We start from the raw sequence: 24,714 nt of genomic DNA, 5'->3' as shown, positions 1-24,714 counted from the left end.
CGACCTAACCAGTTACTGCGAAGAGCGACCATGGCCGATCAGAACCATGAATTGCGCAAAGCCGGTCTAAAAGTGACCCTGCCGCGCGTTAAGATACTTCAAATTCTCGAAAACGTTTCGGGTCAGCACCACCTTAGCGCGGAAGAAGTGTACAAAACACTGATTGATGCGGGCGAAGATGTTGGCTTGGCAACCGTATACCGCGTATTGACTCAGTTCGAGTCAGCGGGCTTGGTTATTCGTCATAATTTCGACGGAGGACATGCGGTATTCGAGATGACCCAAGAGGATCACCATGACCATATGGTGTGCCTTGAAAGCGGTGAGATCATTGAATTTGTTGATGAGATCATCGAGCGTCGTCAGCAAGAAATCGCTGAAGAGCACGGCTACGAACTAGTGGATCACGCCCTGGTGCTATATGTGCGCCCGCGCGGTTCCGACGTAACGCGCCAGGACAGCGGGCCGACGAACAAGAAATAACGTTCTTAGGTCGCTGCTAGTCGAAAACGCTAGTCGCTGTTCGAAATGTGAGCGCCCCTAATCTACTGGGTCGAATTCGTGAAGTGAATTCGCCCAGTGGATCAGGGGCGTTCGTGTTTGTTCAATCAGCTGTGTGTCTGTGTGTCTGTGTGGTTAGTGGGGCGGGCGCTGGCTAGCGTGGAGCATCTCCCGTGCGTGGGCGAGGGTTTGGTCTGAAAGTTTCACGCCGCCCAGCATGCGCGCCAGTTCGCTGATGCGGCCCTGTTCGTCGAGCAGCGCCATCTGGGTCAGCGTGGTGTCACGCTTGGCCTGTTTCTCGATATGCAGGTGCTGGTGCGCCTGTGCCGCCACCTGGGGAAGGTGAGTCACGGTCATTACCTGCCCGTTTTGGCCCAGTTTGCGCAGCAGTTGGCCTACGATCTCTGCGGTGGCGCCGGAGATACCCACATCCACTTCGTCAAACACCAGGCTGGGCACCGTTGAGTGTGTCGCCGCGACGACTTGAATCGCCAGGCTAATCCGCGACAATTCGCCGCCGGAGGCGACCTTGGTCAATGGCCGCGCGGGCTGGCCAGGGTTGGCGTTGATCAAAAACTGCACGCGATCCAAGCCTTCCGGAGAGGGTGCATCCTTGGCGGTGACCTCCACTTCAAAGCGCGCTTTGCCCATGGCTAAAAAGCCCAGTTGTTGCTGTACCTCTTTGCCTAAACGCAGCGCTGCTTTTTGGCGACTCTCAGTGATTTTTTTCGCCTCTAAGCGGTAGCGTTCGCGCAGTTCGACCACTTGGGCGCTCAGTGCCTCAAGATCATTGCCCCCCTCTTCCAACTGAGCGACTTCCCGCTGCAGGTCGGCATGCAGTGCGCACAGCTCTTCAGGCGCAACGTGGTGCTTGCGAGCAATGCGATGGACGTCGGCCATACGTTCTTCCACCCAAGCGAGTCGCTCGGGGTCTAACTCAGTACTGCTGGCGAGTCGGTTGAGCTCGCTGGAGGCTTCTTCCACTTGAATACGCGCATCGCTCAGCATGGCAAGCGTGTTGGCCAGGGTGCCTTTGTCACTTCCCAGCAGCGCGCTTAAATGAGCGAACGCCTGGTTGAGTAAAGACAGCGCACCGCCCTCATCGCTGGCGCAACAGTCGGCGGCAAACTGGGTTTCGCGCAGGGTCTCTTCTGCGTGAGCCAAGGTGTGCTGCTCTTCTTCTAGCGTGGTTAATTCACCTTCCGCTAACGCGAGTTGATCCAGCTCCTCTACCTGGTAGCGCAGCAACTGCCGTTTGGCCTCTACTTCGCTGCCTTCTTCGCTTAGCTTCTTCAACTGACGACGCGTATTGCGCCACTCGCGGAAGGTGTCGGCTAATCGAGCGGTGGAATCGTTTAGGCCGGCGTAATCGTCCAGCAAGGCAAGGTGGGTCTCTTCGCGCATCAAAGCGTGATGAGCGTGCTGCCCATGCACCTGAATCAGTTGCTCGCCGAGGGATTTAAGGTCCGAGATAGTCGCCGGGTGTCCGTTGATCCATGCTTTGGAGCGGCCGTTAGCGGTCACCACACGCCGCAACAAGCACTCTTCAGTCGGCAGTTCTCGAGCCGTTAACCACTCGATTGCGGCGGGCAGGTGCTGGATATCAAAACGCGCGGAGAGATCCGTGCGCTCGCGGCCGTGGCGCACGCTGCCCGCGTCGGCGCGCTCGCCCAGGCATAGCCCAAGGGCGCCTAACAGAATCGACTTACCCGCCCCGGTTTCCCCGGTAATTGCGGTCATGCCGCCGGTTAAGTCGAGCTCTAAGTGATCAACAATGGCGAAATCTTGAATAGCAAGCTGAGTAAGCATGACGCCTCCTGAGGCGGTTCAGCATAGAAGCTGGATACTTATCCAATAGTTGTTGATTTATACAGTAGTTAATAACTCACTTCAATGCACCTCTTGAGATGGAATTTATGGCCCCCATATAGCGTGCATAGCTGTTTATACCCTTAACTATTTGCGCCAAGCCCGATGTGGCAGCGCCTGACATTTTAGGAGCACAACATGGCGAAAGAACCGCAAACACCGTTGGATGATGAGCTGGCTCGCCACGAGCATGAAGCCGAGGGCGCCGAGCAAGCGGAAGAGAAAGTGGCCGAAGAGCGCCTAATGGAGGGTGAGCTGGAAGGCTTGGTTGATGAAGAAGAGCTGCTAGAAGGCAACATTGATAACCCCGAAGCCGAAATGCTGGCTGCCCAGGTCAGCGAGTTGGAGCAGAGCTTGACTGAAGCTAAAGACCAGGCGTTGCGCGCCGCGGCAGAAGCACAAAACGTGCGCCGCCGGGCTGACCAGGAAGCCGAGAAAGCGCGCAAGTTTGCGCTTGAGAAATTCGTTAAAGAGTTGCTGCCTGTCGTAGATAGCCTGGAAAAAGCGTTAGAGGCGATGGAAGAGGGGGCTTCAGACGCCCATCGTGAAGGTGTCTCTATGACCTTGAAAATGCAGCTAGATGTACTCAATAAATTCGGCGTTGAAAGCATTGAGCCCCATGGCGAGCCCTTCGACCCGCAGGTGCACGAAGCCATGACTATGGTGCCCAGCCCGGACATGGATCCGAACACCGTGATGGACGTCATGCTGAAAGGCTATTTGCTCAATGGACGCCTCGTGCGCCCGGCGATGGTCGTGGTGAGTAAAAAAGCCGATTAAGCCACTGGCGGCACAGCGTCTGAAATAAGCGCGTGAGATATGAGTGTGAAAAAAGCCCTTGAAATGCTAGCGGCGGCCCCCAAATAAAGGGCAACCCCGCGGGGAAACCCGCAGACACGTTTTAAAAGACTAAATTTTCAGTTTTGTAACAACCGAATTCGAGGTAATTGCTATGGGACGTATTATTGGTATCGACCTGGGCACCACAAACTCTTGTGTAGCCGTGCTCGATGGTGACAGCGCTAAAGTTATCGAAAACGCCGAAGGTGGCCGCACGACGCCTTCTATCATCGCTTATACCGATGATGGCGAGACGCTAGTCGGCCAGGCGGCCAAGCGCCAAGCGGTTACTAACCCAGAAAACACTCTGTACGCCATCAAGCGCCTAATTGGCCGTCGTTTTAAAGATGACGTTGTTCAGAAAGACATCAAGATGGTGCCGTATAAAATCACCGAAGCAGACAACGGTGATGCCTGGGTTGAAGTGAAAGGCAAAAAAATGGCACCGCCGCAGGTAAGCGCGGAAGTGCTGAAGAAAATGAAGAAGACCGCCGAAGACTACTTGGGCGAAGCGGTGACCGATGCCGTTATTACCGTGCCGGCTTACTTCAACGACAGCCAGCGTCAAGCAACTAAAGATGCTGGTCGCATCGCGGGTCTAGACGTTAAGCGCATTATTAACGAGCCGACCGCTGCCGCACTGGCCTACGGTATGGACAAATCGCGCGGCGACAAAACCATTGCTGTGTACGATCTGGGTGGCGGTACCTTTGATATTTCAATTATCGAAATTGCCGATGTAGACGGCGAGACTCAGTTTGAAGTGCTGGCCACCAACGGTGACACCTTCCTGGGTGGTGAAGATTTCGACCTAGCGTTGATCAACTACCTGGTTGACCAGTTCAAGTCTGACAGTGGTATCGACCTGTCTGGCGATAACCTGGCCATGCAACGTCTCAAAGAAGCCGCTGAAAAAGCCAAGATTGAGCTATCTAGCGCTCAGCAGACGGATGTGAATCTGCCTTACATCACTGCTGACAACACTGGCCCGAAACACCTTAACGTGAAAGTGACCCGCGCCAAGCTGGAGTCGCTGGTAGACGATCTGGTTCAGCGTTCGCTCGAACCATGCAAAATGGCGCTGAAAGATGCGGGCTTATCCGCTTCTGAAATCGACGAAGTGATCCTGGTCGGTGGCCAGACTCGCATGCCGATGGTGCAGAAGAAAGCCGCTGATTTCTTCGGCAAAGAAGCACGCAAAGACGTTAACCCGGACGAAGCGGTTGCTGTGGGTGCTGCGATTCAGGGTGGCGTACTGGGTGGCGACGTTAAAGACGTACTGCTGCTTGACGTTACTCCGCTGACCCTGGGTATCGAAACCCTGGGTGGTGTGATGACGCCGCTGATCGAGAAGAACACCACCATCCCGACCAAGAAGACACAAACCTTCTCAACCGCGGATGACAACCAAACGGCGGTGACTATTCACGCCGTACAGGGTGAACGTAAGCAAGTATCGCAGAACAAGTCGCTGGGTCGTTTTGATCTCGCCGACATTCCGCCCGCCCCGCGCGGTGTGCCGCAGATCGAAGTCGCCTTTGATCTGGATGCCAACGGTATTCTGAACGTATCGGCGAAAGACAAGGCGACTGGTAAAGAGCAGTCCATCGTTATCAAGGCCTCTAGCGGCTTGTCGGACGAAGAAGTCGAGCAGATGGTTCGCGACGCTGAAGCTCACGCGGAAGAAGATAAGAAGTTCGAAGAGCTGGTTCAGCTACGTAACCAAGCCGATGGCATGATTCACGCCACGCGCAAAACGTTGGAAGAAGCTGGCGATAAGGCGACTGAAGACGAGAAGCAGGCGATTGAAACGACCATTACCGAGCTGGAAGAAGCGGTTAAGACTGACGACGTCGATAACATTCAGAAGAAGCTGGATGCCTTGACCGAAGCCTCCGGCCAGCTAGCCCAGAAGATGTACGCCGAGCAGGCAGAAGCGGCTCAGCAAGAGGGCGGCGAAGGTGCTGAGAGCACTTCCAAGCCGGAAGAAGACGTGGTTGACGCCGAGTACGAAGAAGTTAACGACGAGCAGAAAAAGCAGTAACCAACCTCTTTCTGCCAAAGAAAGCGGTGACGCGGGAGCTTACTCCCGCGTTGCTGTTTCCGCGGCCAAGGCGCACAAGGCGAGTTTTCAATTAAGTGCGTAGCTAACCAGGAGGCGTAGGGCCTATGTCCAAACGCGATTATTACGAAGTCCTGGGTGTCGAAAAAGGGGCCGATCAGAAAGAGATCAAGAAGGCCTATCGCCGTCTGGCGCAAAAATTCCACCCTGATCGAAACCCGGACGATAAAACCTCAGCGGAAAAATTCCGCGAAGTGTCCGAAGCGTATGAAGTGCTCAGCGACGGCGAAAAGCGCGCTGCTTATGACCAATTCGGCCATGCGGGCGTTGATGGCCAAGGCGGCGGTGGTTTCGGCGGCGGCGCAGGCGCTGGTGATTTCAGCGATATTTTCGGCGATGTATTTGGCGATATTTTTGGCGGGGGTGGTGGTCGCCGCCGTGGGCCCAATTCCCCGGCGCGCGGTTCCGACCTGCGTTATAACCTTGAGCTGGATTTAGAGAATGCCGTTTCTGGCACCACAGTCGATATCCGGGTGCCGCGGCATATCGAGTGTGACCGCTGTGATGGCGGTGGCGCCGAGCCAGGCTCCACTAAAGAGACCTGCCCAACTTGTCACGGTCACGGTCAGGTGCGTATGCAGCAAGGCTTTTTCGCCGTGCAGCAGACCTGCCCCACCTGTCATGGTTCTGGCCAGCACATTAAGGTGCCGTGCCATAAGTGCAATGGCGAAGGACGCGTACGCGAGACACGCACGCTATCCGTGAAGATTCCGCCCGGCGTGGACACCGGTGATCGTATTCGCCTAAATGGCGAAGGCGAAAGCGGTGTTAACGGTGGTCCGCCTGGAGATCTATACGTACAGGTAGCGATCAAGCCGCATCACATCTTCCAGCGTGACGGTAAGCACCTGCAGTGCGATGTGCCGATCAATTTTGTCGATGCAGCGCTAGGTGGCGAGCTCGAAGTGCCCACGCTAGACGGCCGCGTGAAGCTGAAGATTCCGCCGGAAACCCAAACCGGCAGGCTCTTTCGCCTGCGTGGTAAAGGCGTCAAGCCCGTGCGTGGTGGCATGCCCGGCGATCTGCTGTGCAAAGTAGTGGTGGAAACGCCGGTCAAGCTTAACGATGAACAGCGCGACCTACTGCGCCAGTTGCAAGAGAGCTTTGACGGCAGCAACAGCCACAGCCACTCGCCGAAGAAAACCGGTTTCTTCGACAGCGTGAAGAGCTTCTTTGAAGATATGAAGCCGTAAAACTGTAATAATGGTATGCAGTTAGTTGTTTGGTTCAAAAACCCTCGGTTCGCCGGGGGTTTTTGCTATTTAGGGGATGCTTCGCGCAATGGATAACCTTCAGGATAAACCCATAAAGGGAATTTTGCTTCGGGTACTGTCAGGCGTCCTGTTTACCGGCATGCTGGTGTGCATTAAAGCCGTCAGTGACGACGTGCCGGTGGGGCAGTCGGTGTTTTACCGTTCGCTGTTTGCGCTATTCCCGATCGTCATTTTTTTAATGATCCGCCGGGAGTTCCCCAAAGCACTGGCCACCCGCCGGCCGCTGGGCCACTTATTGCGCTCTGGATTGGGCGCGGCGGCGATGTTCTTCTCGTTTTCCGCCGTGGCGTTCTTGCCGGTGGCCGAGGCGACGCTCTTGGTTCAACTGGCACCGGTATTTATGGCGATAGGTGGCGTGCTGCTGCTAGGTGAAAAGTTCTCCTTTTATCGCGCTGGCGCTATTGTGCTGGCCCTTGCTGGCATGGCCGTGCTGGTGATCCCCGGGCTTAATTCAGGCGCAGACGATGGGCGGCTGCTGGGGTATGTGCTGGGTACGCTAGGGGCGCTATTAACCGCCGGGGCGCTGCTCACCGTTCGGCGTATCTCGCGCACTGAGACCGCTGGCTCCATCGCCTTTTACTTTATTGTGGTGGCCTCGCTCGCCGGGCTGGCGACGCTGCCGCTGGGGTGGGCCTCACTAAGTCACAGCGAGTTTGGCCTTTTGGTGCTCTCAGGGTTATTTGGCGGGGCGGGGCATATCGCCATGACGATGGCGTTTCGCTATGCCGAAGTTTCGCGGCTGGCCCCCTTCGAGTATGTGGCACTGGCCTGGCCTGTTATCGCCGACTGGGTGCTGTTTGGTATACCGGTCTCCAGCGGCTTCCTGCTAGCGCTTCCGCTGATGTTAAGCGGGGTAGCGCTAGCGGCGATGGAGGGGCGGCGGCTGAAGTTAAGGGTTGGATAAGAGCTGCATAGGCGCAAATATCGACGTTTTACTTGCAGTGTCTATGAGCAATTTCACTTCTCAGGAACATATCGTTCCAAGGCGTTTTCATTCGCTGCTTGGCGCTGATCGTCGCGCGCATTACGCTGGTAGGTACTAAATGGCTGCTTCTCTGGAGAAATCATTATGCCGTTATCACGTGTTGAAATTGCTACGCCTTCCGCTGAGCGTTTAATGAATCGTCTCTGCAAACACTGGGCGCACAAGTTGGAGGTCGAGCAGAGTGATCAGCAAGCTACCATTACATTTGCCACCGGCACCTGTTTAATGCTCGCGGAGCCCGATAAATTAGTAGTGGCCCTTGAAACCCTCGAAGAGGAGCATTTGGATGAGCTTGAAGGTGTGGTCGAGCGTCATCTGATCCGAATGGCAGGGGATGAAGAGCTGGCGATCGTATGGGAGAACTGAGTTGCCCTGCAAGATGTAAAAGGCCAGCGTCTAATGCTCGAGGGTGTCTGCTATAATCGCGACAAATTTTGATCTCGCTATTTTCGCACGCAACTGTAACGCAGAGCGCAGGAGTTCGCATGACCCGAATTGCCATTGTAGGTGTGGCTGGCCGCATGGGCCGTACGCTGGTAAACGCTGTAGAGCAAGAGGCTGAAGCCGCACTGGCCGGTGGAATCGTGGAGCCGGGTAGCTCCCTGGCGGGTTCTGACCTTGGTGAGCTGGCTGGCGTAGGCAAGCGCGGCGTTGTTGCGGTCGATTCTCTGGACTCAATTGTCGATGACTTTGATGTGCTGATCGACTTCACCGCACCACAGGTTACGCTGGCCAACCTGTCGTTCTGCGCCGAGCACGGCAAGCGTATTGTGATTGGCACTACCGGTATGAGCGATGATGAGCTGGCCCAGTTGGATAGCTACCGCGATAAGGTGGCCATGGTGTTCGCACCCAATATGAGCGTTGGCGTTAATCTAACCTTGAAGCTGCTCGAAACGGCTGCCAAAGCGCTGGGCGATGAAGGCTACGATATTGAAGTGATTGAGTCCCACCACCGTCATAAAGTCGATGCGCCTTCCGGCACCGCCATCAAAATGGGTGAAGTGATTGCCGACAGCCTGGGGCGTAATCTGAAAGAACACGGCGTGTTCGAGCGGGTAGGGCAGTGCGGCCCACGCAGTGATAAAGAGATCGGCTTTGCCACCGTCCGTGCTGGTGACATCGTTGGCGAGCACACGGTGATGTTTGCCACCGAAGGTGAGCGTATTGAAATTACCCATAAAGCTTCTAGCCGTATGACGTTTGCCAAAGGCGCAGTGCGCGCGGCGCGCTGGGTCGCTGACAAAGCGCATGGCCGTTACGATATGCAGGATGTGCTGGGTTTAGAGTAATGAGGTAATGCAACAGGGTGCATCTCGATAGGCATTTTGTTGGTCGTTGAATATGACGTTCTGGATGGCCTTCGAACCTGCCAAGGTGAGGGGGCTTAGCTACTTCTGGCCCCCCCCCCCTTCCGGCTGATTCTCTCCTCAATTCTGACGTCGGTGCTGCAGGCGCCCTCCGGCCCAGGTTTCGCAGATGGCGCGGTCGTCGCCCAGCATCATTAGGGTGAATAATTCCTCAGCCAAACTTTCGCATCGCGCCATGCGCCTTGCCATCAGCGGTGAGGCTGACAGGTCGATGACAACGAAATCGGCATCCATGCCCGGCGCGAGGCGGCCGATGCGGTCATCAAGCGACAGGGAGATGGCATTGCCCCGGGTCAGGGCGTGGAAGCCTGCCCAGGCCGTCAGTGGTTGGCCGAGCAATTGTCCTACTTGATAGCCCGCCTTGAGAGTGGCGAGGCCGGAAAGATCGGTACCAGCGCCAATATCGCTGGCTAGGGTTAGATTCAACCCGCTTTCATGTGCTGCGTGGCGGTCGAACAAACCGCTACCAAGGAATAGGTTAGAACTGGGGCAAAAAGCGATATTGGCACTGCGTTCGGCCAGCCGCTTACGCATTCCATCGTTCAGGTGGATGCCGTGGGCAAACGTGCTGCGAGGCCCAACAAGGCCGGACTGTTCGTAAACCTCAAGGTAGTCACGGCTTTCCGGAAATAGCTCGGCTACCCAGTCCAGCTCGCCGAGGTTTTCCGATAAGTGGGTTTGCAGCCATAAGCTGTCATCGTTGCGCAGCAGGCCACCGGCAGCATCCAGTTGGGCGCGAGTGGACGTGGGAGCAAAGCGCGGCGTAACACTGTAGCCAAGGCGGTCGGTGCCATGCCAGTCACTGATCAAACGCTCGGTATCGCGGATGCCGCCGAGGGTTTTATCGGTAAGCGCCTCGGGGGCATGACGATCCATCAGTACTTTGCCGGCGAGCATGCATAAGCCACGGCGTTGGGAAGCGCTAAAAAAGGCATCTACCGAGTTGGGGTGACTCGAACAGAACACCTGCGCCGAGGTGGTTCCGACCCGCATCAGTTCGTCGAGGAAGGCATCGGCCATGGTGTCGGCATGTGCGCGCTGGGCGAAACGACACTCCTCGGGGAAAGTGTAGTCATTCAGCCAGTCCAGCAATTGGCGGCCATAGGAGGCCATGATGTCGAGCTGCACGTAGTGAACATGGCTGTCAATAAAGCCTGGCATGATCAGCTTGTCACGCTGGTCGATGATACTGATATCTGCGGGCAGTCTAGGGGCTAAATCGTGGTAGTCGCCGACGCCCTGTATGCGACCGTCGGACCACCATAGGGCGCCGTCCTGATGGTAGACAACGCTGCCCTCTCGAGGTGTATCACCATCACCTGGGTCGGCATCGAAACTCAGGATGCGTGCACGGATCAGCCAGGCATGGCGCTGATCGCGTGTCGGGGCGTGCCCTTGCTCTTCATTCATAGTGTTGCTCCTGAAGGCAATTGAAAAGGGTGTTAGTGACCATTGCTGTGTCCTTCGTTCGTGGTATGGCCGAGTTTGGTGCGTGCGGCTTCGGCTGCTGCCATGACTCGCTCCGGTGTGGCTGGCGTGTCTAGGGGAATCGCCTGTGTGTATCCGTTTAGGCTGGCTAAGCCGTCACGCAGGGCCGCCCATACGGAGATGCCGAGCATAAAGGGGGGTTCGCCCACAGCCTTGGAACGATAGATACTGGCCATGGAGTTAGGGTGACCCTCCATTAGGCGGGTGTTGAAGGTGGCGGGAAGGTCGCCGTAAGTGGGGATCTTATAGGTCGCTGGGCCATTTGAGATCAGTTGGCCTCGGTCATTCCATTTCAGTTCTTCGCTGGTTAACCAGCCCATCCCCTGTATGAAGCCGCCTTCGACTTGGCCGATATCGATGGCGGGGTTAAGGGAGTCGCCCACGTCATGGAGGATATCGACACGCTCCACCAAGTATTCACCGCTCAGAGTGTCTATTGAGACTTCCGCCACCGCCGCGCCGAAAGCAAAGTAATAGAAAGGCCGCCCACTGCCTCTGGCGCGGTCATAGTGGATGAGGGGGGTGGCGTAGAAGCCTTTTTCAGATAGTGAGATGCGTGATAGGTAAGCGGTCTGAATCAGCTCTCCCCAAGCAATGCGGCGTTCACTTTCTCCGAAGCCTGCGATTAGATAACCATCTTTCATGTGGATGGTTTCTCGATCGAGATGGTAGTGCTCGGCAGCAAAGTCAAACAGCCGTGTTTTAAGCTTGAGCGCTGCATCGCGGGCCGCTTGACCATTGAGGTCGGCGCCACTGGAGGCTGCGGTGGGAGAGGTGTTGGGCACCTTGTCGGTACGTGTGGCGGTGATGCGTACGCTGTCGAGATCTAGCCCTAGCTCACGCGCTACCACTTGGCAAATCTTCGTATGCAGCCCCTGGCCCATCTCGGTGCCGCCATGGTTGATCATTACGCTGCCGTCGGTGTAGACGTGCAGTAGCGCCCCTGCTTGGTTGAGGTGCTGGGCAGTGAAGGAGATGCCGAATTTTACCGGGGTCAACGCTAAGCCTTTGCGAATGACGGGGCTTTTGGCGTTGAACTCTTGAATCGCTTGGCGCCGTTGCCAGTAATCGCTAGAGGTTTCGAGTTGTTCAACCAGTTCATGCAAGAGGACAGTCTGATCCACTGTCTGGCCGTAATGTGTTGTGTTGCGCCCGTCGCGGTAGAAGTTACGCTTACGTATCGTCAACGGGTCTTCGCCTAAGCTGCGAGCGATATCTTCCATGGCCGCCTCGATCACCATCATACCTTGGGGGCCGCCGAAGCCGCGGAAGGCCGTGTTAGAGGCAGTATGAGTGCGGGCGCGGTGCCCAGTAACGCGGACGTCACCCAGCGAGTAGGCGTTATCCGAGTGAAACATAGCGCGGTCGACAATGGCGTCGGAAAGGTCGGGAGAGTAGCCACAGTCGCCGATCACATTGATATCGCCACCCAGAATCACACCATGGGCATCGACGCCAAGGCGATAGTCATTATGAAAAGGGTGGCGCTTTCCGGTTACCCGCATGTCATCGACCCGCGGTAAGCGTAAGCGGCAACTGCGTCCGGTTCGCCTGGCGATTAAGGCGGTCAGGCAAGCCCAGGGAGAAGCCTGTGTCTCCTTGCCTCCGAATCCGCCCCCCATGCGTCGTGTCTCGACGGTAACGGCATGCAAGGGAATGCCTAGTACCTCCGCAACCAGTTTCTGAGTCTCACTGGGATGCTGGTTTGAGGTATGAATCATGACGCCTTCGTCTTCGCTGGGATGAGCGACGCAGGCCTGCCCTTCCAGGTAGAAGTGTTCCTGGCCACCGACAAACTGTTTGCCAGCAACGACAATGGCTGCATCGGCAAAGGCTTTTTCCCAGTCTCCACTGATCTGCTGGTGGGTGGGGCGTACCAGGTCGCCCGCTGTGACGGAGGCAACGGGGTCGAGGCTAGCAGGGCGCGCTTCGATCTCGATGATCGCCTTTTCGACTGCTTGACGGGCAGCGCGGTGGCTTTCGGCCGCCACGGCGAACAGTACTTGGCCGGCGTAGAGCACTTCGCCGTCAGCCATGATGGGATCCCCAGGGAAAACGGGGCCGATATCGGTATGGCCTGGTACGTCTGACACGCTAATGACATCGACCACGCCAGGAGCAGACCTTACGGCGTCCAAGTCCATGCGAGTGATACGACCGTGGGCGACTGATGAAAGACCCACGGCTAGATGCAGGGCATTGGCCGGAAGGGCTAGATCATCGATATAAGCCGCGCGTCCGGTGACATGCTTGATGGCACTCTCGTGATTGGCCGACGCGCCAGAAAAAAAACGGCCGGTATTCTGTGCTGGTTGAGAGGCTTTCTGCTCAGGCTGTGGTGCTGGCAGATCAGTGAGCGTACGCATGAAGCATCACCTCCTGAGTTGTTTGGGCGTGGGTAGACGATTCGATGACAAGGCGCAGGCGCTCAAGTAGCGCGCTGGCTGACCGTTGGCGGTAGTCGGCACTGCCGCGGACATCGCTCATCGGTGAAAAGTCACTGGTGAGTGCTTTGCGCGCAGCCTCGAATACGGTTGGTGATGGTGAATGCCCTTCGAGAGCAGCTTCGGCCCCTCGGGCTCGAGCTGGAATGCCGGCCATGCCGCCGAATGCCAGGCGTACATCGCGTAGATATCCATCCTCAAGATGCCAGGCAAAGGCACCAAGCACGGCTGAAATATCATCTTCGCGCCGCTTCGAGAGTTTCCATACTTTCAACTGACGGCCTGTTTGGGAGGCAGGAATAAAAATCGCGCTTAATACTTCGTTTTCAGCCAAGTCAGTCTTTTTGTAGTCGATGAAGAAATTGCTGGCGGCAATCTCGCGGGAACCTTTAGGGCCGGTAAGGCGAAGCTGTGCATCAAGAGCCAGCAGCACAGGTGGGGTGTCGCCGATGGGGGAAGCATTGGCGACGTTGCCTCCCAAAGTGCCGCGGTTGCGCACCTGAGCTGAGCCTAACCGGTGCAGAAGGTGGGCAAAGGTTGGGTATTCTTTATTGAGCAAGGGCTCCAGGCGAGCATAGGTGACGGCTGCACCGATCCACCAGCCGGGACGTCCGTTGACATCCCGGCCTTGCTCAATTTGCTGAAGCTCGCTTACGCGCGTGGTATCGATAACCCGTGGTAAGTCCTTAAGCTGTTGGGTGACTTCAAGCCAAAGATCCGTAGCACCCGCTACCAAGCGTGCTTCTGGGTGGGCAGCGCGTAGGCGTACCAGGTCATTCAGTTGGTGAGGCTGGTGGAAGCGGCTGCTAGCTTCGTCCAAGTCCGTGTGCTGGTTATCTTGCGCATCATCCAGCGTTGCATCCAACCATAAGGGGCGATGGCCATCGATGCTGTTCATTGCCAATGCCGCATCACGAATAGGGCGATAGCCAGTGCAGCGACACAGATTGCCGCCCAGTGCGGCTTCAAGGCGTTCGGGGCTAAGTGGAGCCGCGAGCGGGGCCGCATGCTGTTCTTCGTGCAGTGTGAACAGTGACATCACAATGCCCGGTGTGCAGAAGCCGCATTGGCTACCATGGCATTCGACCATGGCTGCCTGGGCGGGATGCAAGTATTGCTGGTTGTCAGCAAGACCTTCGACGGTGACTAAGTGGCGGCCTTGGAGCTGGTGAGCTGGCATGATGCATGCGTTGGCGCTGTGGTAGCGCAGCTCGCCATTGGCATCGAGGGCCCCGATGGCGACGGTGCAGGCGCCGCAGTCACCCGACGCGCAACCTTCTTTGGTGCCGGTCAGGTGTAATTGTTCTCTTAGCAGTTCCAGAACGCTAAGGTGAGCATCCGCTGCAACGCGATGTGGTTGCCCATTGAGGTGAAATGTAATCATGGTCTTACTCGTTATGTTGTTATGGGTTGTTTGGCTCATATATTAGTGGTCGCGAAAGCTGGCTACTGTGCTGTCAGCAGCATAACCACCGCTAACAGAGCAGAGACCCACATGGCGGGCTTAATCTCATGTAGTTTGCCGGTAGCCAGTCGGATTAGCACAAAGCTGATAAAACCAAAGGCGATGCCCAGGGTGATGGAGTAAGTCAGCGGCATTAATATGATGGCTAGAAATGCGGGGAAGGCTTCCTCGAGACGGCTCCAATCGATCTTTCCAATCGGTGCCATCATAAACAGTCCCACCAGTACCAGGGCTGGAGCAGTGGCAATACTGGGGACTAGGGACAGTAGCGGTGAGAGAAACAAAAACGGCAGAAACAATACGCCAATAACGACGGCCGTGAGTCCTGTGCGGCCGCCCTGGGCAACGCCGGCACCGGATTCGATAAAGGTTTGTGCAGCACTAGTACCGAGGGGGGCTGCGATCATCGATGCGAAAGCATCCACCGTCATGGAGCGCTTAAGGTTGCGTGGATTGCCGTTGGCATCCTTGAGATCAGCCGACTCGGACAGGGCCATAAAGCAAGACAGTGAGTCGAAGAAGTTAGTGAACAGCATCACGAAAATGAACGGCAGGTAAGCCACCTTGAGGGCGCCTAGAATGTCGACTTTCATCACTGCCGAGAAATCCGGCCATGCGGCTAGGCCTTGCCAGGCTACCAAGACGTCGTCACTCCACAGCCGCCCCATAGGGGCTGCCAGCAGAGTGGTTAGGGCGATGCCTAAGATTAGAGCGCCATTGAAGCCGCGAATGACCAATATCGCGGTGGCCATCAGGCCGATAAAGAAGGTTATTAGGCTTGCGTTTAGATCACCGAGGCTAATAAGGGTCGCTGGGTTGGCAACGATGAATCCGGCATTCTTGAGCCCAATAAAGGTGATGAATAGGCCTATCCCACAGGTAATGGCATAGCGCAATGAGGCAGGAATGGCCTCGATAATGGCTTCGCGAACGTTAAACAGCGCCAGGACAGCGAACAGTACTCCCGACCAGAATACGCATCCCAGAGCAACTTCCCACGATAACCCTGCGCCAAGCACCAGGGTGTAGGTGAACAGCGCATTCATGCCCATGCCGGGAGCAACTAAAATCGGGTTGCGGGCATAAAGGCCCATGGCCAAGCTACTAAAAAAGCTAATGACCACCGTGGCAGATAGTGCGGCAGAGAAGGGGATACCCGCATCGGATAGGATGGTTGGGTTGACCACGATGATATACATCCCGGCCAGAAAAGTAGCGATACCTGCAAGCACTTCGGTCTTCACCGAGGAGCCACGGCGACTGACATTAAAGTAATTATCCAGTGTGGTCGTTGCCTTTGCGGGAGGAGAGCCGGAATACGGCGTAGGGCTTTGCGGCATGACGATATTCTCTTTGTATTTGTTGGGTGAGCGATCAAAAAAACGCATTTGACCATTCGGTCAGCTATGGAGAGCGTAGACAAAAAAACACCAAAAAAGCAACAAAATATATTAATTACGTATACAAAAAAATTTCGGATAACTGCCATCATCCTCATTTATCGAAGAATTGAAGGCCGTGGCATATTGATTGCACAAGTAAAATGGCGCATATAAAGTTATTGGTAGTCGTAGGGCTAGCCTAAGATCGATAAAGCCTGTAAAATTCAAAAAATTTTGGTCCAGTGGCTGCAAAAAAGCAGCAGCATATCTGCATTAGACACACGTCTGAATAAGTGTGAAGTACGTGGATATAGAGAAAGCACCGCGCTTGTTGCACTGGCCTCAGGTTAGAAAAAAATAGTCAGCTAAATGCTGCGCCATGGCCATTCGCCACGGAAGAGAACAACAAGCGGGATGAGACCGATTTTTTACTTCGGCTTCGTCCCGCTTTTTTACGACCCGACGTTTGCACGCAAACGCCGACAAACCGGATCGCCGAGCCTGCTCCCACAGGCTCCCACCAGCATGGGAGAACTTGTCTTGAATAACCCCGCATTGAGCAAACCCGCGATATTGGCTCTGGAAGATGGCAGTGTGTTCCACGGCATCGCGATTGGCGCGGATGGCGTCACAAGCGGTGAGGTAGTATTCAACACGGCCATGACCGGTTATCAAGAGATCCTCACTGACCCCTCCTACACCCGCCAAATCGTTACTCTCACCTATCCTCATATCGGCAATACCGGTGTTAACGGCGAAGATGTTGAGTCGGCCTCTATTGCTGCGGCAGGTTTGGTGATTCGCGATTTGCCGCTTATGGCCAGCAGCTTTCGCTCTGAGCAGTCGCTGTCGGACTACCTGAAAAGCCAAAACGTGCTGGGCATTGCCGATATCGACACCCGCCGCCTGACGCGCATTTTGCGCGATAAAGGCGCCCAGAACGGGGCGATTCTGGCCGGCGCGGATGCGGAAGGTGACGACGCGGTGGCACGGGCGCTGAAAGCTGCCAAAGCATTCCCAGGTTTGAAGGGCATGGATCTGGCCAAAGAAGTCTCGTGTAAAGAAGCCTACGAGTGGTCGGAAGGTGAGTGGGCGCTGGGAGAAGGCTACGCTGACGCGTCTAAAGGCGAGCGCCCCTACCATGTGGTGGCGTACGACTACGGGGTGAAATTCAATATTCTGCGCATGCTGGCTGCGCGCGGCTGCCGCCTGACGGTGGTGCCCGCGCAAACGCCCGCCGCTGAGGTGTTGGCAATGAACCCGGATGGCGTTTTCCTGGCCAACGGCCCTGGTGACCCGGAGCCTTGCGATTATGCGATTAAAGCCATTCAGGACGTGCTGGAAGCCGATATTCCAGTGTTCGGTATCTGCCTGGGTCACCAACTGCTGGCGCTCGCTTCCGGTGCGAAAACGGTCAAAATGAGCCACGGCCACCACGGTGCCAACCACCCAGTGCAGGATCTGGACACTGGCACGGTGATGATTACCAGTCAGAATCACGGCTTTGCCGCCGATGAAGCGACTCTGCCTGCCAACGTGCGTGCAACGCACCGTTCGCTGTTCGATGGCACCTTGCAAGGTATTGAGCGCACTGACCGACCGGCGTTTAGCTTTCAAGGCCACCCCGAAGCGAGCCCCGGCCCGCGGGATGTGGCGCCGCTGTTTGATCGCTTTGTCGCGATGATGCAGGCCCGAAGCTAGCGCATCGCGCTATCAGATCACCTTATCGTCGTCTTTTGTCGCTCATCGTCACCATTTTTTGCGGGAACCGTTATGCCTAAGCGTACCGACTTAAACAGTATTTTGATCATTGGCGCTGGCCCGATCGTTATCGGTCAGGCCTGCGAATTCGACTACTCTGGCGCCCAGGCGTGTAAAGCGCTGCGTGAGGAGGGCTTCCGGGTTATTTTGGTCAACTCCAACCCGGCCACCATCATGACCGACCCGGCCATGGCCGATGCCACCTACATCGAGCCGATTACCTGGCAAGCGGTCGAGAAGATTATCGAGGCCGAAAAGCCTGACGCCATCCTGCCCACCATGGGTGGCCAGACCGCGCTCAACTGCGCGCTCGATCTGGAAAAGCACGGCGTGCTGGAAAAGCACGGCGTGGAGATGATCGGAGCCAACGCCGATGCGATTAATATGGCCGAGGACCGCGATCTGTTTGATCAGGCCATGAAGCGGATTGGCTTGGAGTGCCCGAAAGCCAAAGTCGCGCACACCATGGATGAAGCCTGGGAGATTCAGGCCGAGTTGGGCTTCCCGACGATTATTCGTCCTTCCTACACCATGGGCGGCTCCGGCGGCGGCGTGGCGTATAACAAGGAAGAGTTCGAAGAGATCTGTACCCGCGGTTTCGAGCTCTCCAATAACCACGAGTTGCTCATCGATGAGTCGCTGCTGGGTTGGAAAGAGTACGAGATGGAAGTTGTTCGCGACAAAAACGACAACTGCATCATCGTCTGCGCGATCGAGAACTTCGACCCCATGGGCGTTCACACCGGTGACTCGATTACCGTGGCCCCGGCGCAAACGCTGACCGACAAAGAGTATCAGATCATGCGTGACGCCAGCCTCGCGGTACTGCGCGAGATTGGTGTGGAAACCGGTGGCTCCAACGTCCAGTTCGGTATGGACCCCAAAACCGGGCGCCTAGTGGTTATCGAAATGAACCCACGGGTGTCGCGCTCCTCGGCGCTGGCCTCCAAGGCGACCGGTTTTCCGATCGCTAAAATCGCCGCCAAGCTGGCAGTGGGCTATACCCTGGATGAACTGCAGAACGATATCACCGGTGGGCAAACGCCAGCGTCGTTTGAGCCGTCTATCGATTACGTGGTTACCAAAATTCCGCGCTTTACCTTTGAGAAGTTTCCTCAGGCCAACGACCGTCTGACGACGCAGATGAAGTCGGTGGGCGAGGTAATGGCCATTGGCCGCACCTTCCAGGAGTCGCTGCAGAAAGCGCTGCGCGGTCTGGAAACCGGCAACGATGGCCTTGATCCGATCATTACCGAATTTACCCCGGACAACATGGCGATTATCCAGGGTGAGCTACAGGCCGCGGGCGCCGAGCGTATTTTATACATCGCTGATGCTATGCGTTCGGGGATGAGTATGGATGAGGTATTTACGCTCACCAATATCGACCCGTGGTTCTTGGTCCAGCTGGAAGATCTGGTGCTGACGGAAAACGCCGTCGCCAAGCGCTCGCTGGCTGACTTCTCGGCCAAGGAAATCTATCAGCTCAAGCGCAAAGGCTTTGGCGATGCGCGTCTGGCTAAGCTGCTTGGTGTTAGCGAAAAAGAGTTCCGTGAAACCCGTCAGGCGGCAGGTATTCGTCCGGTTTATAAGCGCGTGGATACCTGTGCCGCTGAGTTTGCTTCCGATACCGCCTATATGTACTCCACCTACGAAGAGGAGTGCGAGGCGGAAGTGTCTGACCGCCAGAAAATCATGGTGCTGGGTGGTGGCCCTAACCGGATCGGTCAAGGGATTGAGTTTGACTACTGCTGTGTGCACGCCGCCTTCGCCATGCGTGATGACGGCTACGAAACCATCATGGTCAACTGCAACCCGGAAACGGTTTCTACCGACTACGACACCTCTGATCGCCTCTACTTTGAGCCGGTGACGCTGGAAGACGTGCTCGAGATCGCCGACAAAGAGAAGCCGGTGGGCGTGATCGTTCAGTTCGGTGGTCAAACACCGCTGAAACTGGCTCGCGCGCTAGAGGCCGCCGGTGTGCCGATCATTGGCACCACCCCGGATGCTATCGACCGCGCCGAAGACCGCGAGCGCTTCCAGGTGATGATCGATAAGCTGGGCCTCAAGCAGCCGCCCAACGCCACCGCACGCAGCTTTGCCGAAGCGTTTGATAAAGCCGAAGCGATTGGCTATCCGCTGGTAGTGCGCCCCAGCTACGTGCTGGGTGGTCGGGCCATGGAGATTGTCTACGACGCCTCCGAGCTTGAGAACTACATGACCCATGCGGTGAAGGTTTCCAACGACTCGCCGGTGCTGCTGGATCACTTCCTGAGTGCGGCGATTGAGATCGATATTGATGCGGTGTCGGATGGTCAGCAGGTGGTGATCGGCGGCATCATGCAGCACGTCGAGCAAGCGGGTGTTCACTCCGGTGACTCCGCCTGCGCGCTGCCGCCTTACTCGCTGCCTGCCGATGTGCAGGACGAGATGCGCAAGCAAGTCAAGCAGATGGCTGTTGAGCTGGGCGTTAAGGGCTTAATGAACGTGCAGTTGGCTTGGCAGGATGGCGAAATCTACGTGATTGAGGTCAACCCCCGCGCCTCGCGTACGGTGCCCTTTGTCTCCAAGTGCATTGGCACCTCATTGGCGCAGATTGCGGCCCGCTGCATGGCGGGTAAAACCTTGGCCGAGCAGGGCTTTGAGAAGGAAATCGTGCCGCACTTCTATAGTGTTAAAGAGGCGGTGTTCCCGTTCAATAAATTCCCCGGCGTCGATCCGATTCTATCGCCAGAGATGAAGTCCACCGGCGAAGTAATGGGCTCTGGCGATACCTTCGCCGAGGCCTTCTTTAAGGCCCAGTTAGGGGCGGGCGAGGCGATTCCTGCGCTGGCGGGTGAGCGTAAAGCGTTCCTTTCTGTGCGTGAACCCGACAAGGCGGGGATTATCGAAGTGGGGCGATCTCTGTTAGCATTAGGCTTTACACTATGTGCGACACAGGGAACAGCGGCTGCTTTAGAAGCTGCCGGGCTCGCTGTTGAGCGCGTCAATAAAGTCTACGAAGGTCGTCCCCATATCGTCGATCTGCTTAAGAACGACGAAATCGCCTACATTGTGAACACTACCGAAGGTCGCCAGGCTATTAACGACTCTTCGGTCATTCGCCGTACTGCTCTCGCGCGCAAGGTGCCCTATGCGACCACCTTGGCGGGCGCTAATGCTGTTTGCATGGCGCTTGAGTACGGTAGGGAGATTACGGTGCGGCGCCTTCAGGATCTGCATGCAGGAGCAAGTCAATGAACAAGGTCCCGATGACGGTTGCGGGAGAAAGAAGTCTTCGCGAAGAGCTGAATCATCTCAAAGGCGAAGCGCGTCCGCAGGTGATCGCGGCCATCGCCGAAGCGCGTGAGCACGGCGATCTAAAAGAGAACGCCGAGTACCACGCCGCTCGCGAGCAGCAGGGGTTTATCGAAGGGCGCATCCAGGAGATCGAAAGCAAGCTTTCCGTGGCGCAAGTGATTGATGTCACTAAGCTGCCCAAAACCGGCAAGGTGATTTTTGGTGTCACTGTGTCGCTGATAAATCTGGAAACCGATGCGGAGGTCACGTATCGCATTGTCGGCGAAGACGAGGCGGATATTAAAGCTGGTCGCATCTCGGTTACTTCCCCCATTGCCCGTGCCTTAATCGGCAAGGAGGAGGGCGATGTTGTGGTGGTCAAAACGCCGGGTGGCGACGTCGAGTACGAAATAGCTAGCGTCGAGTACGTGTGATAAAAAACGCCCCTTCAATTGACCTCGGTTAGGTCGGTTGAAGGGGCGTTTTAGTGCAGCCGTATTCGTTTTTTGAACGAGTTCAATCTAACGGTCAGTGCCGACCGTGGTGGTTCTCAAAGCGAGTAACATTAGAAAGCTTTGGATTCACTTGCGGATTTCTGCGGTAGAGCAGCGCCATTTTGCCAATGGTTTGCACCAGGTCTGCACGACTGTTGGCGATCAGTTCGGCGATCATGGCTGCCCGATCATCACGTTCAGGGATTGCGAGTTTCACTTTGATCAGTTCGTGATCGGTGAGTGCGCGGTTGAGTTCTGCGAGCAAATTTTCGGAGACGCCGTTCTCAGAAACGGTGACCACTGGGTTAAGATGGTGGCCAATGCTACGAAATGCTTTCTTTTGTGCCTGTGACAAGCTCATGGTATCTTGCGGTATCCCGGTTAGCGCTTAACGCTCCATCTTACGGTGAAACGTCACCGAGTGAAAGCGATCGCGTGAATGCGCCCATCTCATATTCCAGTGTTAGATTCCCACATGCAGCAAAAGCCCCCAAGTCGTAAACATTCTGTCAGCAAAACCAGCAACAACTGGAAGAAGGAGCACTTCGACGACCAGTATGTAAAGCAGAGCTGGCAAGATGGCTACCGCTCACGGGCTAGCTATAAGCTGCTTGAGTTGGATGAGAAGGATAAGCTGCTGCGCCCCGGTATGACGGTGATAGATCTGGGTGCCGCACCGGGAGGGTGGAGTCAGATTGCCGCAGAGAAGGTAGGGCCTGAAGGTGTCGTCATTGCCTCTGATATACTGGAGATGGATGCACTGGCGGGCGTGGACTTTATCCAAGGGGATTTTACCGAGGATGCGGTGCTGGAGGCGATACTAAAACGTCTTGATAATCGGCGCGTAGACCTTGTGATGTCGGATATGGCCCCCAATATGAGTGGTATGGCGGCAATTGATCAGCCTCAGGCGATGTATTTAGTTGAGCTAGCGTTAGAGCTTGCGCGCGAAACGTTGTCCCCTGGTGGCCGATTTTTAGCTAAAGTATTTCAAGGTGAAGGGTTTGACAGCTATTTGAAAGAGTTGCGCGGCAACTTTGGTAAAGTAGTTATCCGCAAGCCAGACGCGTCCAGGGCGCGCTCCCGTGAAGTCTATTTTCTGGCAGAGGGGTTTCGTGGATAGCTATCCATGACAAAATGTGGGTGTGGTTGAATATCGACCGCGTGGTTCATAGCCAAGATTTATCAGCGCAATTGCCAGACAGGCATGCGCAACGTGTGTCACATTAGTCACTATAAGTGCGCGTGACGCAGATGGCCCGAGGCATAAGACGCTTTGGCAATGGTTGAACGCTTGATGCTGATGTAATGTCTTAGCATTAGGATTTAACTGACGGATTCTTGTAATGAGGGTAGCCCCTTGAACGATATGGCGAAGAACCTGATTCTGTGGCTGGTCATCGCGGCCGTCCTACTGACAGTGTTCAATAATTTCAGTACGGAAAGCGCACCGCAAAGCACCAACTACTCTCAGTTTGTGCAGCAGGTGCAAAATCAGCAGGTACGTAGCGTCACTATTGATGGTTACACCATCAACGGTGAGCGTACGGACGGCTCTCAGTTTCAGACGATTCGCCCCTCGGCGGAAGATCCTAAACTGATGGACGATCTGCTGAGCAATGACGTGACGGTGGTGGGTAAGGCGCCAGAGCAGCAAAGTATCTGGACGCGTCTGCTAATTGCCAGCTTCCCGATTCTGCTGATTTTGGGCATCTTCATGTTCTTTATGCGCCAAATGCAGGGCGGAGCCGGTGGTGGTAAAGGCGGCCCGATGAGCTTTGGTAAATCGAAGGCGAAGCTGCTCTCTCAAGATCAGATCAAAACGACGTTTGCCGACGTGGCAGGCTGTGATGAAGCCAAGGAAGAAGTTGAAGAGCTAGTCGACTTTCTTCGCGACCCAACCAAATTTCAGCGTCTGGGTGGCACGATTCCCCGTGGCGTATTGATGGTAGGCCCTCCCGGTACCGGTAAAACACTGCTAGCAAAATCCATCGCTGGCGAAGCCAAAGTGCCGTTTTTCTCGATCTCTGGTTCTGACTTTGTCGAGATGTTTGTGGGTGTTGGCGCATCACGCGTGCGTGATATGTTCGAACAGGCCAAGAAGCAGGCGCCCTGCATCATCTTCATCGATGAAATTGACGCCGTTGGCCGCTCGCGTGGCGCCGGAATGGGGGGCGGTAACGATGAGCGCGAACAGACGCTCAACCAGCTCTTGGTCGAGATGGATGGTTTTGAAGCCAACGAAGGGATTATCGTTATCGCCGCGACCAACCGTCCTGACGTACTTGATCCTGCGTTAATGCGCCCTGGCCGTTTTGATCGTCAGGTGACGGTTGGTCTGCCAGATATTCGTGGCCGCGAGCACATTCTGGGTGTTCACTTGCGGAAGGTTCCGCTGGCGGATGATGTGAAGCCACAGCTCATCGCACGCGGTACACCAGGCTTCTCCGGGGCGGATTTAGCCAACTTGGTCAATGAGGCGGCATTGTTTGCTGCACGTCGTAACAAGCGCCTAGTGGCGATGGAAGAGCTCGAGCTTGCTAAAGACAAAATCATGATGGGCGCAGAGCGCAAATCAATGGTGATGACCGACAAAGAGAAGCTCAATACGGCTTATCACGAATCGGGTCACGCAATTATTGGTCTGGTGGTGCCTTCGCATGATCCAGTTTACAAGGTGACGATTATTCCACGAGGCCGTGCCCTGGGTGTCACCATGTTCTTGCCGGAAGAGGATCGCTACAGCCTGTCGCGCCAGCAAATTCTGGGTCAAATCTGCTCACTGTTTGGTGGTCGTATTGCCGAAGAGATGACGCTCGGCCCGAACGGTGTGACGACGGGCGCTTCCAACGACATTAAGCGTGCCACCGAATTGGCTCACAACATGGTCGCCAAATGGGGCTTGTCGGACGAAATGGGCCCGATCATGTATGACGAAGACGAGTCGCATCAGTTTCTCGGCGGTCCGGGGCAGGGCGGCAGTAAGATGAAGTCGGGTGATACCACCACGCGCCTCGATAAAGAAGTGCGTAAGATCATCGACGATTGTTATGAGCAGGCGCGTCAGATCCTGACCGATAATCGCGATAAGCTGGACGCCATGGCTGAGGCCTTGATGAAGTACGAGACCATTGATGCTGCTCAGTTAAAGGACATCATGGAAGGTCGTACCCCGCGCCCGCCTGAAGGTTGGGACGACGGTGATTCATCGGGAGGCGGCACGCCTGTCAACGATGACAAGCCGCAGGCGAAAGCTGAAGACGATACTCCTAACACTTCAGAAAATGATTCTTCTGGAGGCGATAGCGAAGAGGACGACGACGAGCCACGCCGGCGCCCCTCTGATCCTCTTGGCGGTCCTGCTGGGCCCTGATGACTAGATAGTTATCACTGCGTATCAGTTGAAGGCGCCCCGTCACGGGGCGCCTTTTTTGATA

Annotated in this window: 18 protein-coding genes; 12 read left to right on the top strand and 6 right to left on the bottom strand. The window is 55.9% G+C overall.

The features are described from left to right. Window positions 1-30: 30 nt before the first annotated feature. A complete protein-coding gene (gene fur / locus QT230_RS11280) occupies window positions 31-483 on the top strand; it encodes a ferric iron uptake transcriptional regulator (protein WP_007111850.1) in 453 nt (150 codons plus the stop codon). Between the two features lie 153 nt (window positions 484-636). Here the strand turns inward: fur and recN are convergent, their stop codons facing one another. After that, window positions 637-2,310 (bottom strand): DNA repair protein RecN, encoded by a 1,674-nt coding sequence (recN, locus tag QT230_RS11275; RefSeq protein WP_308321879.1) that lies wholly within the window; start codon window positions 2,308-2,310, stop codon window positions 637-639. 198 nt (window positions 2,311-2,508) lie between these two features. Here recN and grpE point away from each other — a divergent pair, with 198 nt between their 5' ends. The 6 genes from grpE (at window position 2,509) to dapB (ending at window position 8,883) form a co-directional block, all read left to right on the top strand. Continuing rightward, window positions 2,509-3,150, top strand: coding sequence for a nucleotide exchange factor GrpE (gene grpE, locus QT230_RS11270; RefSeq protein ID WP_308321878.1), 642 nt, complete (start codon window positions 2,509-2,511; stop codon window positions 3,148-3,150). A gap of 172 nt (window positions 3,151-3,322) precedes the next feature. Further along, on the top strand, window positions 3,323-5,254 hold the full coding sequence (gene dnaK / locus QT230_RS11265; RefSeq protein WP_308321877.1) for a molecular chaperone DnaK: 1,932 nt from the start codon (window positions 3,323-3,325) through the stop codon (window positions 5,252-5,254). Window positions 5,255-5,379: 125 nt separating this feature from the next. Continuing rightward, window positions 5,380-6,525 (top strand): molecular chaperone DnaJ, encoded by a 1,146-nt coding sequence (gene dnaJ / locus QT230_RS11260; RefSeq protein ID WP_308321876.1) that lies wholly within the window; start codon window positions 5,380-5,382, stop codon window positions 6,523-6,525. Window positions 6,526-6,613: 88 nt separating this feature from the next. Then, window positions 6,614-7,510 (top strand): DMT family transporter, encoded by an 897-nt coding sequence (locus QT230_RS11255; RefSeq protein ID WP_308321874.1) that lies wholly within the window; start codon window positions 6,614-6,616, stop codon window positions 7,508-7,510. A 165-nt stretch (window positions 7,511-7,675) separates the two neighbouring features. Beyond that, on the top strand, window positions 7,676-7,957 hold the full coding sequence (locus QT230_RS11250) for a DUF2218 domain-containing protein (protein WP_308321872.1): 282 nt from the start codon (window positions 7,676-7,678) through the stop codon (window positions 7,955-7,957). A gap of 119 nt (window positions 7,958-8,076) precedes the next feature. Continuing rightward, a complete protein-coding gene (gene dapB / locus QT230_RS11245; protein WP_308321871.1) occupies window positions 8,077-8,883 on the top strand; it encodes a 4-hydroxy-tetrahydrodipicolinate reductase in 807 nt (268 codons plus the stop codon). A 138-nt stretch (window positions 8,884-9,021) separates the two neighbouring features. Here dapB and guaD read toward each other — a convergent pair whose 3' ends face one another. From guaD to QT230_RS11225, 4 genes are all read right to left on the bottom strand, one after another. Then, complete coding sequence (gene guaD / locus QT230_RS11240; RefSeq protein WP_308321870.1) at window positions 9,022-10,371, bottom strand: guanine deaminase; 1,350 nt, start codon at window positions 10,369-10,371, stop codon at window positions 9,022-9,024. Between the two features lie 32 nt (window positions 10,372-10,403). Then, a complete protein-coding gene (gene xdhB, locus QT230_RS11235; protein WP_308321868.1) occupies window positions 10,404-12,815 on the bottom strand; it encodes a xanthine dehydrogenase molybdopterin binding subunit in 2,412 nt (803 codons plus the stop codon). Beyond that, window positions 12,799-14,277, bottom strand: coding sequence for a xanthine dehydrogenase small subunit (gene xdhA / locus QT230_RS11230; protein ID WP_308321866.1), 1,479 nt, complete (start codon window positions 14,275-14,277; stop codon window positions 12,799-12,801). The genes xdhB and xdhA overlap by 17 nt, the downstream gene beginning before the upstream one ends. 62 nt (window positions 14,278-14,339) lie before the next feature. Then, on the bottom strand, window positions 14,340-15,698 hold the full coding sequence (locus QT230_RS11225) for an NCS2 family permease (protein WP_308321864.1): 1,359 nt from the start codon (window positions 15,696-15,698) through the stop codon (window positions 14,340-14,342). A gap of 597 nt (window positions 15,699-16,295) precedes the next feature. Between QT230_RS11225 and carA the strand changes: the two genes are divergently transcribed. From carA to greA, 3 genes are all read left to right on the top strand, one after another. Next, window positions 16,296-17,441, top strand: a complete 1,146-nt coding sequence (gene carA, locus QT230_RS11220) for a glutamine-hydrolyzing carbamoyl-phosphate synthase small subunit (protein ID WP_308322211.1) — start codon at window positions 16,296-16,298, stop codon at window positions 17,439-17,441. Window positions 17,442-17,513: 72 nt separating this feature from the next. Next, complete coding sequence (carB, locus tag QT230_RS11215; RefSeq protein ID WP_308321863.1) at window positions 17,514-20,744, top strand: carbamoyl-phosphate synthase large subunit; 3,231 nt, start codon at window positions 17,514-17,516, stop codon at window positions 20,742-20,744. Then, window positions 20,741-21,217 (top strand): transcription elongation factor GreA, encoded by a 477-nt coding sequence (greA, locus tag QT230_RS11210; protein WP_308321861.1) that lies wholly within the window; start codon window positions 20,741-20,743, stop codon window positions 21,215-21,217. The genes carB and greA overlap by 4 nt, the downstream gene beginning before the upstream one ends. A 94-nt stretch (window positions 21,218-21,311) precedes the next feature. Here the strand turns inward: greA and yhbY are convergent, their stop codons facing one another. Further along, window positions 21,312-21,638: a ribosome assembly RNA-binding protein YhbY gene (gene yhbY / locus QT230_RS11205; RefSeq protein WP_008958789.1), complete on the bottom strand. Its 327-nt coding sequence runs from the start codon at window positions 21,636-21,638 to the stop codon at window positions 21,312-21,314. A 114-nt stretch (window positions 21,639-21,752) separates the two neighbouring features. On the opposite strand from yhbY, the gene rlmE reads away from it, so the two are divergent. Together rlmE and ftsH are read left to right on the top strand one after the other, a co-directional pair. Further along, window positions 21,753-22,400: a 23S rRNA (uridine(2552)-2'-O)-methyltransferase RlmE gene (rlmE, locus tag QT230_RS11200; protein WP_308321858.1), complete on the top strand. Its 648-nt coding sequence runs from the start codon at window positions 21,753-21,755 to the stop codon at window positions 22,398-22,400. A gap of 237 nt (window positions 22,401-22,637) precedes the next feature. Then, complete coding sequence (ftsH, locus tag QT230_RS11195) at window positions 22,638-24,650, top strand: ATP-dependent zinc metalloprotease FtsH (RefSeq protein WP_308321857.1); 2,013 nt, start codon at window positions 22,638-22,640, stop codon at window positions 24,648-24,650. The last annotated feature ends 64 nt before the right edge of the window (window positions 24,651-24,714 follow it).

The sequence above is a fragment of the Halomonas sp. SpR8 genome (assembly GCF_031010195.1).
Classification (GTDB): Bacteria; Pseudomonadota; Gammaproteobacteria; order Pseudomonadales; family Halomonadaceae; genus Vreelandella.
This window is presented reverse-complemented; position numbering and strand designations above follow the sequence as displayed.

Coding starts and splice junctions, on each gene's coding strand:
- fur (WP_007111850.1), top strand. CDS start 31: ATGGCCGATCAGAACCATGAATTGCGCAAAGCCGGTCTAAAAGTGACC.
- recN (WP_308321879.1), bottom strand. CDS start 2,310: ATGCTTACTCAGCTTGCTATTCAAGATTTCGCCATTGTTGATCACTTA.
- grpE (WP_308321878.1), top strand. CDS start 2,509: ATGGCGAAAGAACCGCAAACACCGTTGGATGATGAGCTGGCTCGCCAC.
- dnaK (WP_308321877.1), top strand. CDS start 3,323: ATGGGACGTATTATTGGTATCGACCTGGGCACCACAAACTCTTGTGTA.
- dnaJ (WP_308321876.1), top strand. CDS start 5,380: ATGTCCAAACGCGATTATTACGAAGTCCTGGGTGTCGAAAAAGGGGCC.
- QT230_RS11255 (WP_308321874.1), top strand. CDS start 6,614: ATGGATAACCTTCAGGATAAACCCATAAAGGGAATTTTGCTTCGGGTA.
- QT230_RS11250 (WP_308321872.1), top strand. CDS start 7,676: ATGCCGTTATCACGTGTTGAAATTGCTACGCCTTCCGCTGAGCGTTTA.
- dapB (WP_308321871.1), top strand. CDS start 8,077: ATGACCCGAATTGCCATTGTAGGTGTGGCTGGCCGCATGGGCCGTACG.
- guaD (WP_308321870.1), bottom strand. CDS start 10,371: ATGAATGAAGAGCAAGGGCACGCCCCGACACGCGATCAGCGCCATGCC.
- xdhB (WP_308321868.1), bottom strand. CDS start 12,815: ATGCGTACGCTCACTGATCTGCCAGCACCACAGCCTGAGCAGAAAGCC.
- xdhA (WP_308321866.1), bottom strand. CDS start 14,277: ATGATTACATTTCACCTCAATGGGCAACCACATCGCGTTGCAGCGGAT.
- QT230_RS11225 (WP_308321864.1), bottom strand. CDS start 15,698: ATGCCGCAAAGCCCTACGCCGTATTCCGGCTCTCCTCCCGCAAAGGCA.
- carB (WP_308321863.1), top strand. CDS start 17,514: ATGCCTAAGCGTACCGACTTAAACAGTATTTTGATCATTGGCGCTGGC.
- greA (WP_308321861.1), top strand. CDS start 20,741: ATGAACAAGGTCCCGATGACGGTTGCGGGAGAAAGAAGTCTTCGCGAA.
- yhbY (WP_008958789.1), bottom strand. CDS start 21,638: ATGAGCTTGTCACAGGCACAAAAGAAAGCATTTCGTAGCATTGGCCAC.
- rlmE (WP_308321858.1), top strand. CDS start 21,753: ATGCAGCAAAAGCCCCCAAGTCGTAAACATTCTGTCAGCAAAACCAGC.